We start from the raw sequence: 13,672 nt of genomic DNA, 5'->3' as shown, positions 1-13,672 counted from the left end.
AACGGTTGCAGGCCTATCCTGAAAGAATTTTTCATCTTCGACGATATGTTCTGTCCTGGTTTCAAGATAAAAACTTAAAAGCTGTAATCTACCCCAAAACTGATATAACCCGGCAAAAGTTTATATTCGGTACTGGTATTATAAAGGTCTGTCAATTCAGCATTTCTGAAAAAGCGAGTATTAAAAATATTTTTTGCTGTCATGGTAAATCTTGTCCTATGTTGCCGCAATTCATAAGATAGGGAGAAATCCGAAAAATAATAGGTCTTGGAATCCTGCCCAAGGAAACTGCCAAAGCGATAGGATTCATTCTTTAGATTACACTGTATATTTTTTCCCATATTCAAAAATACATTCAGAAATCCGCGGCTATTATTGAGTGTAGTTTTGCTATCTGAGCGATAAGTAACCGACTGCAGGGCATAACCTGTGTAAATATTCAACCTGGATTTCCATGCACTTCTAAACGATAGTCCATAATCATATGTCTCTGTATGAATTTGACGATTGCCCACGCCCACCACCAATGTTTCGTAATCTGCCGTGTTTGCACCTAAGTCCAGACGGAAATTTCCACCTACAACTTTCAGGTAATAATTGAGATCTGCCTTGTAATTGCTGCTCTTTTTGTTTTTAAGCAATACTTGTTGCACAAGGCTAAAATTGGGGTCTAAACTGCTTTCTGTACCCACATAATCAAACAAAATCTGATGTCCGGCCGAAAGGTTCGCAAAAAAACGATCTGTCATACTGCCATAGGTGTACATCAGCGTGCCACCAGAACTACTTAAGGTCGCTAGATTATCCATTCCTCGAATAAAGTTTCGAACCCCTGTCGTATAATAATGGGGAATTAGCTCGGTGAGTGAGGTATTCTGTTGCTGAAAATAGAGATCTGTTTCAAGTCGCCCTTTTGGATGGATAACCCATTTCCCCGATAGTCCTGGAGAAAGCAACAGGTTATTTTTATGTTTGGGTTTCCCAAAATCTGTCAACCTGTTCTGTACAAGACCTGCCTGCAAGCGAGGTGTCAATTCCCATTTATTTCGTTTAAAGGTATACTTGGAAATAAGGTTCGTCTGAAACACGTTTAAGTCCATCGCATTGGAAAATCCCGAAGGAGATACTGCTGTCCCACCCAACTCGTCTGGATTTGATAACAACTTCAATTCGGTGTTGAGCTGTTGCTGCTGGTAGGCCATATTGAAGGCCACCTCAAAAAAATCACCATTTTTCTTTCGGCTTACATAGTGTGTAGTGGCGCCCAGGTACTGCAGATTATTTTCGATATGTTGTTTTACCGCATGGATATCTTTACCTCCAAATAAGTCTTCATAATAGTATTGATTGATACTGTAGTCCAATGGTGACTGCTGCTTTATCCAACGTAGTGAGCTGACCAGTACATCCCGCTCCGAAAATTTGTAGCTATAACTCAGACTATGGTTGGTCAAATATCCTTTACTTTTGGTCAGTTCCTCACTTTGAACACCACTAAACAGTAATGCACCCAAATCATTTTTTCTCAGAGAACCTAGTGTACCTGAATAGCTCAACAGTGTACGCTTATTGGGCTCCAACTGCAGTTCCAGTTTCGTGAAGTAGTTATCGATGTTTCTGGTAAACTGATAATCTTCGGTATTGGTAAATTGAATATCCTCCAAATGATAGTTCTGCACGGTATTTCGATAAAATGATTTTTTAGTAGGATTTGCAAAACCCAGCCATTTGATCTTTAACTGTGGGGTCGGATTTAAAATGGTATTCAAGGACAACAGCTTATCGTTATTGAAATTCGTTCTTTTATAATCAAAACTGGGCAAATTTGGCGTATTATCTATCAAAGTAGGTGTTGTTATTCCGACACCAATCTGACCTGGTTCATCAGGAGAACCAGACTGGATCAGGTGGTTAATACTGCTTACGGCATCGACTCCATTATTGTTAGCAGCACCTAATAGGTAATATTTGTTCTTTTTTCCAAAATTCATCAAGTTCGCATTGGCCTGATAATATTTTGAACCTATGGGAACCACCTGCGCATCCACCGAGCCAAGCCACTGTGCCCTGCTTTCCTCCTTAAGTTGCAGATTTAGTGCAATTTTGTCCGAATTTTCGATACCTTTCAGCTGTTTATTATTAGAATACCGCTGCAATATCTGAATTTTTCCCAAGGGACGAACGGACATACTTTGTGTCAGCAGGCGATAGCCCTTTTCAAAAAAATCGTCCCCTTCCACCATCACTTTTTCTACTTCTTTATTGCCTATTTTGATACTCCCATCGGCCCCCACCTGAATGCCGGGAATCTTTCGGAGAAGATCCTCTACCGTACGCTCGTCACCCTGCAAAAAGGATTTCACAGCAAGCTCAATGGTATCTCTGCCCCGGCGGTAGGGGCCTTTGGAATGGACAATCACTTCCTGCAATTGCTCCACCCCTCCAGCTGACAACTGTACATCAATTAGCGTGTCGGCCTGCGTAGGTGTAATCGAAAGGGAAACTGGCTTAAAGCTAAGCGCCTTGAATAGCAACGTAAATGGTCCACTTTGGGCCGTTTGCACATGATATTTGCCTTGGCCGTCGCTAAACGTATAAGCCAACATTTTGTTATCGCTATCACGCCGTAAATCAATACGTACCCCTCCTAACGCTTTTCCCTCAGTACTAACGCTTCCATGGATAGCAACCTGTCCATGTACGACCATAAACAACAGACAAAAGCTGAATAAGGCCGCTATCCGCTTATTGATGTTCCCATTCATACACTTGCTCTACACTGCCTCTAACTTTTTGCTTATCAACGCTTACACCTTCTATCATTGGCATTTTGCTGTACATAATACGCATTTGTTCTTCATTGATTTGGTCGTCTTTCTTGACAAATTCTTCCAGGCTCAATTTGGGTAAAGACTGGATATATTTATCATTTACGGGAATATTTCCCGCATAGGGATAATTTACCTCCTTCAGGTACCAATAGTTCGGATTGGCGCTTTCGTTATACAGCATCACAATAAGGCCCGGCAAGCCACCAAATTTCGATGGTCCCACAGGTACGGGAATATCATTGGTATAATAAGCGACCAAAGTAGTTCCACGATAAGAGGCCGTTGCTTTGTGGCATACATGTTTGCCTAACGTATCCACATCGGTGTAATCGGTATTCCAGACCAATGCCGGAAATTTGTCCGTCACCAAATAGTTAACACCTTGAATGGAACGGGTTTCTAGCTGTTGGTCAGCCTTATTTTGATGGATCACGACCCTGTTATACCTCTTGCCAGATCCGATTGTTATCGAAAATGAGGAAGCTACTTCATCATCGCCATCTTTGTTGAGCTCCTGCTTGCGTATTGGCATCGAATCACGAACTGCAATCTTCACTGTTCCATCATAATAAACATCTTCTTTAAAAGTAGCCATGGCTGATGGGATGTATTCATATATCGCATGAAGCCGCTGTGCAAAAGATAATCTAGAAAGGAATAGAAATAAAAAGAATATATAATATTTACGCATGATAATTTAGTTTAGAAAGACGGGGTCAAAGCCCCGCTTTTGTTTTTGTGTAAGAATGAATAAAAGTTTAGTTGTTTGCAACCCAGTCATGCATTGCTGCAAAGAAATTAGCACAGCCGCCAGCTGAAGAAGCATAATCTGTGTAGACAGCGCTGCCTAGTAAAACACCATCACAGCTATAAATACTTACTTTAAAATTACAGCGTACGAATGCCGCATTCGTTTCCGTATTTGCCTCGGTAACCCTAACCGTATTGTTGGCCAGGCGCTGGGAAGTTGTTTTCACAGATGCATTTCCGTTGACTGTTGTTGCGGCTGTCTTGGCCGAAGCAACAGATGATAGCATCACCATTGCTACCAAACTCATCATTAATCTTTTCATTGTCTTTAAATTTACTTGTTAAACCATGGTATGTTTTGAAGACATACCCTTGTATATGGCAGTAAAAATAAAGACACATTTAATTATTTAAATGATGATTAAATATCTGTAAATGGTCACTTAGAATTCGTAGCTTATTAGTTACTATTCGCAATGGGCTCATCACTGAATAATTCGAATTATGGAGCAAATCGTTTTGAGGTAACGCAGTAAAATGCTCTCCTAAATACCTGTTGAGGGAAGCTAAATAAAATTTTCTCGATAATGACCAATGCTTGGAGCATCTGTCGTTATAATATTCTCATTTTGGTCAAAAGCATATAGCGAGGAATTCCTGTCACTAAAATACTTGCCTTAAGGCAAGTATTTTAGGCCTTTTATGCTTTAGTTTTATAAGATATATGCTTTTTAATCATGCAGAATCTATTTATAGCTATTACAATAAGTTGTTTTGTATTATTTTGGTTCGCTGTACGCCACAAACTTTCTACGCGAGTTTATATCATTTGGTCGCTCTTCATATCATTTGCCGCTGTTGCAGGGTTCTTTATACAATTTCCCCCATCTTTCGCCTTAACGCTATTGGGTACAGTTATAACAATCGTCTGTTGTTCGATACTATTGGTTAATACAAAAATAAATATGTATTTGCTTTTGGCGATCCATATGTTGCGTATTCCAGTAGAATTTATTCTCTATGCTTTATTCAAAGCTAAAATGCTGCCGCGAGAAATGACTTTTATTGGCTGCAATTATGATATAGTTTTCGGAATTACTGCCTTAATATTTTTGATAACGGGCATATTCTTTCGTAAAATTTTCAATTTCCAGATTTTCAGATTATGGAACATATTCGGTATTTGCTCAGTTCTCATTGTTGTTCTTCTAGGAATACTGTCATCCCCAATTCCTATACAATTGATCGCTTATGATCAGCCAAATATTGCTATGTTACAGTTTCCATATGCTTTATTGCCCAACCTGGTGGTACCCTTGGTAATCTTATCCCATATCCTGCTTTTGAAGAATTCAGTTACATCAACATTTAGATAATACGTCTATGGAAGAGCTTCTTTGGATTTCTATTCCTAAAGACCGCCATCTTTAGGAAGATCAGGCAATTGCGCACTATTATGTCCATCAATCTTCTGTGCCGCTGCAATTGAAACAACCAAATCATTCAGCATAGAGCTTGCTGCTGTCGGCGAGTTAGGAAGCAAAACCAAATTACTTCTGCTATTGGCGCCGATAGCATTCAGTGTATCATAATGTTGCGTAACCACGATTAACGCAGAGGCTTCCTGTGCATTGATATTGGCAGCATTCAGCATTTTTACAGATTCTTCCAGTCCCTTCGCTATCTCTCTTCGCTGATCTGCGATACCCTGTCCCTGTAGTTTTTTAGATTCTGCCTCAGCTTTTGCTACAGCAACAATTCGTATTCTCTGAGCCTCAGACTCATATTCTGCGGCTGTTTTTTCGCGTTCAGCAGCGTTGATTCTGTTCATAGCATGTTTGACCTGTTCATCAGGATCAATATCTGTCACTAATGCTTTAATAATATCGTAACCGTAACTTTGCATCGCATCCTGCAATTCACTTTTTACGGCAATGGCAATATCATCTTTTCTTACGAAAACGTCATCTAATTTTGTTTTTGGAACTTCAGCACGCACAACATCAAAAACATACGATGTGATCTGATTTTCGGGATTCTCCAAACGATAATAAGCATCTTTTACGTTGTCTCTGATTACCTGATACTGGACAGAAACTTTCATCTTGATGAAAACATTATCCAGTGTTTTGGTATCAATTATGACATCCAATTGCTTTATTCTAAGATTCAGACGTTTAGATATTTGATCCAAAAATGGAATTTTTAAATGCAAACCAGCATGACTCACTTTTAAAAATTTACCCAGCCTTTCTATCACAGCTGCAGATTCTTGTTTTACCGTATAAAATGAAGCAAATAATGTAATAAGTCCAAAAAAGACCAGAATTCCTAAATATAGCATAACCTTAAATTTAATATTGGTGATATACAAACTTACATCTTTACATTGTCATTCTTATATCAATTTCTTCATTTTTCAATGAAAATCAGTTACTTCTTTCTTTAAACCGCAGTCAGCCAGTGAAACGTAACGTATCCCTTCGCAACGCACCGAAGTATTTTATGGGGGCTCTATAAGATCTGTCCCACTTTGACGCAATCGCCCCTTTATTTGTCGTATTTCTACAGTTTCTTCCTGCGGAATCGTTCTGATATTTGTTATGTACATTTGATATCAATCTGTTATGAACACACTTATTAAAACCAATATTATTTTTAAATCATTACTCTGTATTATTATGATAACTACTGTTATGCAATCACATGGCCAACATGTTAAACCTTCGGCCCAAGGCTTGGTATCCCTTAAGGACAGCAAGGTCTATTATGAAATTTATGGCACTGGAAAGCCAATTATCCTATTACATGGCGCTTTTATGACGATCAACTCCAACTGGAGCCAGCTAATTCCTGAATTGGCAAAAACCAGAAAAGTCATCGCTATTGAATTGCAAGGACATGGTCATTCTCCCTATTCCGATAGAAAATTCGATCATGCAATACTGGCAGATGATATTGCTGGACTGATGGATTATCTGAGAATTGAACATGCTGCAGTGCTCGGCTATAGCTTTGGAGGTGCCGTGGCTTATCAATTTGCCATTCAGTATCCGAAGCGCTTAAATGGATTGGCCATTATTTCTGCCACCTATAAAAGCAATGGATGGATGCCGGAAATTAACAACGCCTTCAAGAACATGAAACCAGCAATGTTTGAAAATAGTCCGATGCAGCAAGCCTATGACGCAGTTGCTCCAGACAAAACAAAGTGGACGAAATTTTTAGAACAGATGATCTCTTTGGCGCAACATCCATTTGATCTGGGGGATGCTAATATTGCCAAAATATCTTCACCTGTATTAATAATTGCCGGAGACAACGATGGTCTGGATAAGATCGAGCTTGCAAAAACATATCAGTTATTGGGTGGTGCGGTAGTCGGTGACTTTGGACAAATGCCGAAATCCCAATTAGCCATAATCCCAGGACAGGGCCATGTCAGCCTGATGAGCCAAACAAGTATCATTTTAGATTTCCTGAATGGATTTTTAAAATAAAGTCAGCTACTAGGCCCACAGGAAAATTAACATAAGTAGACTTTTTATCCGCCCTATAAGGTGAGTTTGAAAATCATTTGCTTAACTACTATTCGTTAGCGATAAAATGGTGATTTTCCCTATATTTATTCAACGTTAGACGATGGACATAATCGTTGACAATTTGATTCATAGATGATTATGGGTAAGGTTATTGATGTTGCCAGTTATGGCATGGTATTGCTTTGAGATTTGGATTGGCTAATCTTGGAGAACACATACGATGTAACCTAGGAGAAAAAGAACTGGGAAATAGGGATAAACAAAACTGTGCTTAGAGAAGGATTGAATACCTCTACTGATACGAGTACCATACGAATGATAAATAAGTCAATTTTTTGTATAAAGGATGAGTAAACTGCCTAAATCTTATTACAACAATACCGATACTTTATTCCTGGCAGAAGATCTGTTAGGAAAGGTACTCTATACGCAAAAAGACGGCCTGCTAACAGGGGGTAGAATTGTCGAAACTGAAGCTTACTTTGGCGTTATGGATAAAGCATCTCATGCATTTAACGGAAAGAGAACCTCCAGGACTGAGCCGATGTATCGTGAAGGTGGTGTGGCCTATGTATATCTATGTTATGGGATTCACCATCTGTTGAATATTGTTACCTCTGGTGCAGCGGATCCTCAATGCGTTTTAATCAGGAGTATTGAACCACTCGTTGGCATTGACGTGATGGCTTTAAGGAGACACGTGTTGCCAGAAAAACCCTCATTTTCCAACGGACCGGGTTCTGCGGCCAAAGCTTTGGGAATTGACGCGTCATTTAATGATGCGCTATTGACCGACGACCGCATTTGGATTGAAGATCAGGGATTAAAATACAATCCCGCACAAATCGGAAAAGCAGCACGAATCGGTATCGCCTATGCTCAGGAACACGCGGCTCTACCCCTACGTTTTTTTGTAAAGGAAAGTAAATATGCCAGAAAGTGACCATTCATTCGTCAGCCCCCGCAATTGGGTTTCAATTCATGTTCGTAACTCAATTTCAATTACGTTCCATATTTTTTAACTTTACTATACAGATGACATGCAAAACAATAAAACCGACAAACCAACATGATCAATCAAATAAAAAAATTTAAAGGCAATGCGCTTGCGCTGGAATTAATGGGATCATTTACAGAAACTGACGCGCTTTTGATAGAACAACTTTTCGAAGAAAAATTGAATAAAGGTTATGCGCATGTCAACATATTGATTAAGGTTAAAGACATGTCTGTGATGAAAGACATGAAATTAAAAGCATTTTTTGAAGGGGAATTATGGGGAATTAAACATTTCGGAAAAATCGGACGCAGTGCAATTGTATCCCATTCTGATTTCATGAAGTCAATAGTCAATATTGAAAACAAGATACTCCATTTATTTAACTCGGCTTTAGAAGAGCGATATTTTGATGAAAATCAGTTAGAGGAAGCATTAGAATTCATCGAGAACAGCAATAAAAAAATTTGATCTGCGAATTACGCATAAATCAAATGGCTTATCCTGAAAAAATTAATATAATTTAATGATAAAAAATAGTTTTTTATTCTTTGACTTTTCGCATATTAGTCCCTGTTAAATTAACCAATTTTGAACGAGTAACAAATTATCACCATGGAAAGACCTTATGATGGTATTGCAAATATTGACCAAACGTCAAATGGATACCAAATTACCATCCCAGCAAAAAAACATATGCCTGTCATAGCATTCCTTAGTTTGTGGCTGGTCGCTTGGTTTATTGGATTAAATTTTGTTGGAGGCTCGTTCGTAAAGGACTTTTTTAATAACGGAAATAGCGGATTAGAATTTGATCGGTTGTTTCAAGTAATCTGGTTGATTGGCTGGACCCTGGGGGGCTTATTTGTGATTAAAACATTATCGTGGTACTTAATTGGAAAAGAAATCATCGTGATAGATCGTGAGCAGATCAGCATCGCCAGAAAAAATGATATATTCTTCAGAAATAAGATATTTGATCTACGGGAAGTAAAGAATTTTCATATCGAAGAGGAGCCCTTTGAATTCGTTTTTTTGGGCCGCAGGAATGATTTGTCGTTGTTTAAAAATAGAGGGACTATTCGATTTGAATATGGTTTTAAAACAATAAAATTCGCGAATGATATGGATCAAGCTGAAGCGAATTACATCTTAGAAACATTAAGATCACGGGGTATCTGAACTCAGCCAATTTTGATTAATTTGATTAAACAAATAGTGAGACAGACGACAATGATGCAGTTTTATTGCTTAACTTTCGGAGCAGCCTGCTGTTTTTCGATTATTTTTCTGAACAGGACAAACTCTAAGACGGTGCTGGCTAGATAAACAACAGAAAACAGGAGCAGCATTTTTAACGGGTCGAGAACCATATTATATTTATAAACTCCAACCAAAATATAAATAATCAGTAAAACCAGACAAACAGCAGGTATTCCCGAAAATGTCAGAAACGATAATACTTTATTTCGGCGAATTTTTTCGATGTGATTTAGAAAAAATAGTAAAGAACATAAAATCACTACGAAAAGATAAATTGTTGAAAAACCTAAATTGACAACAATGTCCAGTATAACTATAATCGTCTCCAGAAATCCTGTAGCAGCCGTATTCGTCTCTGCGATAACAAGTCGGTATAGGATAAATAGCGCGACACTTATCACTACATTAACCAACCAAAATCTGAATATAATTTTTCCCATATTACCCGTATTTTTATAATTACTGTTGTCTATTCATCGATAACACTTTCAAGTACGCTTACAAAGATATCAAGTTATTTTCCGGGAGTGATGTACGAATATAAATTCTGTCTCCGCGAATAATAATTGTTCCGCTGTCCAATAAGCCTAACGGAGGATGAAACGATGCCAAATCCCGCTCGCCCAGAATTAATCAAAAATTAACCAACTGCTAAAATTAATCGCTTGAAACTAGCCCGTTTTTGGAGGGTGTACGGATCAAGCACAGATCAAGCACGGATATAACACTGATCAGGCACAAGGGACTAGTGCTTTAAAAATGCTTTAAACGTACTTAGGAGGCACCTCCGTGTTGGATAAAACGGCTATTTTTTTCCCTTCGGTAAGCATATACAATATTTAACTTAAAAGAAATATAGTTTTAATATACCACTTATATTCGAGGTCAATAGAAGGAATTACACAAGTCTTCTACGGCAAATCGTATTTGCAACCAAAATTGGTATATTGCACTACAATATAGTGTAAATTTTAAATTATCCGGATCTATTGACTGAATACCCTAAAGCAATTAAATTCAAATATTCATGGCGCAAGTACCAACTTCGGGTACTTGAAGAATTACAAGAGCATCTTAAAGATGGTCATTTACATGTGGTGGCACCACCTGGTTCAGGTAAGACAGTTTTGGGGCTTGAAGTCGCTATACGCATCAATAAACCAACACTAATTCTCGCACCGACACGTGCAATCCGTAACCAATGGATACAACGGTTCTGTGAACTTTTTCTTCAAACGGACACCGTGCAGGACTGGATCTCCAGGGATATCCGGAATCCGAAATTTTTCACCGTAGTAACCTATCAGGGGCTGCATGCTGCCTGCAATGATCAGGATGCACCGGAGCTCGGGTCAAACCTTGAGCTTATCCTAAAGGGATTGAAATCGCAAAAAATCGGTACGATTGTCGTCGACGAAGCACACCATCTTAAAAATGAATGGTGGCATACATTAACCCATATAAAGAAAAAGCTGAAGCCGACGGTTGTTGGTCTAACAGCAACTCCACCTTACGACGTCACTCCAACAGAATGGCAGCGCTACATGGACCTCAATGGCCCCATAGATGCAGAAATTTCCGTCCCCGAACTTGTCATTGAGGGTGATCTATGTCCACATCAGGATTATATCTATTTCACCAATCCTAGCCAAAAGGAAAGACAGTTTATTGCCGATTATAGGGATGGCATGCTTAAACTGTTTAAGGAGGTAAGCAGCGACAAAATCGTACTTCAGGCGGTCCAAAATCATCCGATATGGTTAAACCCGATGGATGATCTCGACTGGGTCTATAATAACCTGAAATATTACTCAGCATGCTTAATTTTTCTCCATGCCAACCAAATTCCAATTCCCGAGCTCCATATGGAGATCATCGGTGGCAAAGATTTTAAAATACCTCGCCTGGATTATGAATGGCTCGAAATTCTACTTGAATTTTATCTGTACCAGGAAAAGGTACATTTCAATGCGTTTGAAGAACACCGCAACATGCTAGAAAATAGATTACAAAGGCATGGTGCCACGGAAAGAAAACGGGTTAACTTTTCCCAAAATAGCCGTGTCCGACAATATTTGACATCCAGTATCAGTAAAATGGACGCTATTACAGCGATTGTGGATTTTGAATATGAAAGATTGGGTAGAAACCTACGGCTGGTAGTCCTTTCGGATTTTATCCGAAAAGAATTCTATGTAAGCACCGACCATAATACGCTTGAATTGAACAAAATAGGTGTTATCCCTATTTTCGAAAAATTGAGACGGGAAAATAAGAATAATAAGAAAATCGCTGTACTTACAGGATCCATGATCATTATTCCGGCTAGCACTTACGCTGCATTTCAAACCACTGCTGCTAAGTATGATATTTATGACAACGCTGCGAGCCCTGTTCCTTTTGATACAAATTACCTTTTAATAAACCAGACAGAGGGACTTAAACACGATATCGTTCACATCGTCACACAGCTATTTCAGACTGGAGAAATTGAAGTCCTACTGGGGACCAAGTCATTGTTAGGTGAAGGCTGGGACGCTCCGGCAATCAATGCCCTGATTTTAGCGAGCTTTGTCGGCTCATTTGTACTTTCCAATCAGATGCGGGGTCGGGCTATCAGAGCGCAACAGGGCAATAAGGACAAAACGGCAAATATCTGGCATTTGGTATGTGCCGACTCCACTTCCGCAACGGGCGGTGATGACCTTAAATTATTAAAGCGACGGTTCAAAAGTTTTGTCGGCGTCTCGCTGCGACAAGAACCTGAAATTGAAAATGGTATAGGCCGTTTTGATCTACCCGAAAACATAAACAACGTTGGGGAAATTTCACGGAAAAATGCGGAAATGTTGTTATTTGCTGCCGACCGAGAGAACCTCAGACAGCGGTGGAATGATGCGCTTAGCAAAGGAGTGAATCTCGTCGAGGAGATCAAGATACCTTTTGCGGAAGAACAAGATTATCAACGTGTAAAATCGTTGTATCTCAACAAAACAATTAGAAACGTACTCGCGACAGTGGGCGCTGCCTGGCTTAGTTTTGGGCTTGACAATGTACAGGGATTTTTTAGAGCATTAAAAAATATGCAAAGCCTAAAAGATTTTTATATTTACATGGCCAGCTTGAGTGCAGTCGGAATGCTACTTTTCGGTAGAAATACAGTCAGGTCACTCAGACTATATTTGAAATACCGAGATATTTCCAAAGATCTCAACCAAGTGAGTTATGCACTCTTAAATGGCTTGCTAAAAGCTCATATCATACGGACTGATCGAAACGAAGTAAGAATAGAAACGCAAGTTGATCGCTCGGGTTCCGTTTACTGCCATTTAGAAGGAGGCACAACATACGACAAATCAACATTTATCAATGCACTACAGGAGATTATTGCGCCGATCAATAATCCGCGTTATGTGATTGTCAGGAAAAACAAATTTGCTTTTTTTGTCAAGCAGGAAGATTATCATGCTGTTCCGGAACTGTTGGCACGCAAAAAAGAGTTCGCCGAATATTTTAGCAATCAGTGGGAAGCACACGTTGGGAATTGTGATTTAATCTTTACCCGAACAATTACTGGCAGAAAATTGATCTTAAAAGCACGGGCGAAATCATTAGCGGCACAACTGGATGAAAACGTACTGCAGGTAAGTAAGTGGCGGTAAAGAAATAAGTCAAAAAAAATCAACAATAGGCAGGAAATTTTGAATCGTAATATGCGAATTTTTATAAAAACGTTATGCTAAATAATACCTTTGATCTGCAAATAGAAGGTACACCTTCTGAATTTGGGGATCAGTCAATTCTTGAGAATTTTAGATTCCCAAATGGAAAAGCTTTTCCTAAATCATACAAATCCTTTGTAAAAAACTATGGATACGGGTTAGCATTAGGTGAATTTCATATTTATATTCCGATGGGCAACTATGGAGATTCATTAACTGTTAGATCCGATGAAATTAGAAGTACCTATATTGATGATGTTAAAAATGATGATATCTGGTTTGAAATAGGTCCTGACTGCTCGCTGCCAATCGTAAAGCGATTGTTTCCCTTCGCTTCCAGCGACAATGGCCACTATCTCTTTTGGGACTATGAAATTGATGCAGCAGGCGAACTGGATATTTATATAACAGATTTTAAGGGTACAGGATTTAGAAAAGCTGGCAAATCAATCGATGAACTCATTAGTAATTTGACTGGCGGTTCTATTAAAGAATTTCTCCCATTCTGCAGCCATCCACTACCGCGGACTTTCAAATGTTTAAAGAAAGTTGAATGAGCGCTATCTA

The 13,672-nt window shown here is 39.0% G+C and carries 11 protein-coding genes; 6 read left to right on the top strand and 5 right to left on the bottom strand.

Annotated elements, in window-relative coordinates:
- Positions 1–74: 74 nt before the first annotated feature.
- The 4 genes from BV902_RS11945 to BV902_RS11925 all read right to left on the bottom strand — a co-directional run bounded on the left by BV902_RS11945 (position 75) and on the right by BV902_RS11925 (position 5,925).
- Positions 75–2,765, bottom strand: a complete 2,691-nt coding sequence (locus BV902_RS11945) for a hypothetical protein (RefSeq protein WP_157626020.1) — start codon at positions 2,763–2,765, stop codon at positions 75–77.
- Positions 2,746–3,522 (bottom strand): GLPGLI family protein, encoded by a 777-nt coding sequence (locus BV902_RS11940; protein ID WP_075992124.1) that lies wholly within the window; start codon positions 3,520–3,522, stop codon positions 2,746–2,748. Before BV902_RS11940 ends, BV902_RS11945 begins: the two co-directional genes overlap by 20 nt.
- A 67-nt stretch (positions 3,523–3,589) precedes the next feature.
- Positions 3,590–3,904: a hypothetical protein gene (locus tag BV902_RS11935; RefSeq protein ID WP_145327383.1), complete on the bottom strand. Its 315-nt coding sequence runs from the start codon at positions 3,902–3,904 to the stop codon at positions 3,590–3,592.
- A 1,088-nt stretch (positions 3,905–4,992) separates the two neighbouring features.
- Positions 4,993–5,925: an SPFH domain-containing protein gene (locus tag BV902_RS11925; RefSeq protein ID WP_075992121.1), complete on the bottom strand. Its 933-nt coding sequence runs from the start codon at positions 5,923–5,925 to the stop codon at positions 4,993–4,995.
- Between the two features lie 337 nt (positions 5,926–6,262).
- On the opposite strand from BV902_RS11925, the gene BV902_RS11920 reads away from it, so the two are divergent.
- The 4 genes from BV902_RS11920 to BV902_RS11905 all read left to right on the top strand — a co-directional run bounded on the left by BV902_RS11920 (position 6,263) and on the right by BV902_RS11905 (position 9,302).
- Positions 6,263–7,081, top strand: a complete 819-nt coding sequence (locus BV902_RS11920) for an alpha/beta fold hydrolase (RefSeq protein WP_237242111.1) — start codon at positions 6,263–6,265, stop codon at positions 7,079–7,081.
- A 388-nt stretch (positions 7,082–7,469) separates the two neighbouring features.
- Positions 7,470–8,066, top strand: coding sequence for a DNA-3-methyladenine glycosylase (locus tag BV902_RS11915; RefSeq protein WP_075992119.1), 597 nt, complete (start codon positions 7,470–7,472; stop codon positions 8,064–8,066).
- Between the two features lie 126 nt (positions 8,067–8,192).
- A complete protein-coding gene (locus tag BV902_RS11910; protein WP_075992118.1) occupies positions 8,193–8,591 on the top strand; it encodes an STAS/SEC14 domain-containing protein in 399 nt (132 codons plus the stop codon).
- 144 nt (positions 8,592–8,735) lie between these two features.
- Positions 8,736–9,302: a hypothetical protein gene (locus BV902_RS11905; protein WP_075992117.1), complete on the top strand. Its 567-nt coding sequence runs from the start codon at positions 8,736–8,738 to the stop codon at positions 9,300–9,302.
- A gap of 62 nt (positions 9,303–9,364) precedes the next feature.
- On the opposite strand, the gene BV902_RS11900 is transcribed toward BV902_RS11905, so the two are convergent.
- A complete protein-coding gene (locus BV902_RS11900) occupies positions 9,365–9,823 on the bottom strand; it encodes a hypothetical protein (RefSeq protein WP_075992116.1) in 459 nt (152 codons plus the stop codon).
- Between the two features lie 549 nt (positions 9,824–10,372).
- Here BV902_RS11900 and BV902_RS11895 point away from each other — a divergent pair.
- Together BV902_RS11895 and BV902_RS11890 are read left to right on the top strand one after the other, a co-directional pair.
- The gene (locus BV902_RS11895; RefSeq protein ID WP_075992115.1) at positions 10,373–13,045 is read left to right on the top strand and encodes a DEAD/DEAH box helicase family protein; all 2,673 of its coding nucleotides are present in this window, start codon (positions 10,373–10,375) and stop codon (positions 13,043–13,045) included.
- Between the two features lie 74 nt (positions 13,046–13,119).
- Positions 13,120–13,662: an SMI1/KNR4 family protein gene (locus BV902_RS11890; protein ID WP_075992114.1), complete on the top strand. Its 543-nt coding sequence runs from the start codon at positions 13,120–13,122 to the stop codon at positions 13,660–13,662.
- The last annotated feature ends 10 nt before the right edge of the window (positions 13,663–13,672 follow it).

Origin of the sequence: Sphingobacterium sp. B29 (assembly GCF_001952815.1) — a bacterium.
In the GTDB taxonomy this organism is placed as follows: domain Bacteria; phylum Bacteroidota; class Bacteroidia; order Sphingobacteriales; family Sphingobacteriaceae; genus Sphingobacterium; species Sphingobacterium siyangense.
The sequence above is the reverse complement of the archived record's forward strand: the minus strand, read 5'-3'. Positions and strand labels throughout refer to the sequence as shown.

Bases quoted from the DNA above. Each gene is read 5' to 3' on its own strand.
- BV902_RS11920 (WP_237242111.1), top strand. From the start codon at position 6,263: ATGATAACTACTGTTATGCAATCACATGGCCAACATGTTAAACCTTCG.
- BV902_RS11910 (WP_075992118.1), top strand. From the start codon at position 8,193: ATGATCAATCAAATAAAAAAATTTAAAGGCAATGCGCTTGCGCTGGAA.
- BV902_RS11925 (WP_075992121.1), bottom strand. From the start codon at position 5,925: ATGCTATATTTAGGAATTCTGGTCTTTTTTGGACTTATTACATTATTT.
- BV902_RS11905 (WP_075992117.1), top strand. From the start codon at position 8,736: ATGGAAAGACCTTATGATGGTATTGCAAATATTGACCAAACGTCAAAT.
- BV902_RS11945 (WP_157626020.1), bottom strand. From the start codon at position 2,765: ATGAATGGGAACATCAATAAGCGGATAGCGGCCTTATTCAGCTTTTGT.
- BV902_RS11940 (WP_075992124.1), bottom strand. From the start codon at position 3,522: ATGCGTAAATATTATATATTCTTTTTATTTCTATTCCTTTCTAGATTA.
- BV902_RS11900 (WP_075992116.1), bottom strand. From the start codon at position 9,823: ATGGGAAAAATTATATTCAGATTTTGGTTGGTTAATGTAGTGATAAGT.
- BV902_RS11935 (WP_145327383.1), bottom strand. From the start codon at position 3,904: ATGAAAAGATTAATGATGAGTTTGGTAGCAATGGTGATGCTATCATCT.
- BV902_RS11890 (WP_075992114.1), top strand. From the start codon at position 13,120: ATGCTAAATAATACCTTTGATCTGCAAATAGAAGGTACACCTTCTGAA.
- BV902_RS11915 (WP_075992119.1), top strand. From the start codon at position 7,470: ATGAGTAAACTGCCTAAATCTTATTACAACAATACCGATACTTTATTC.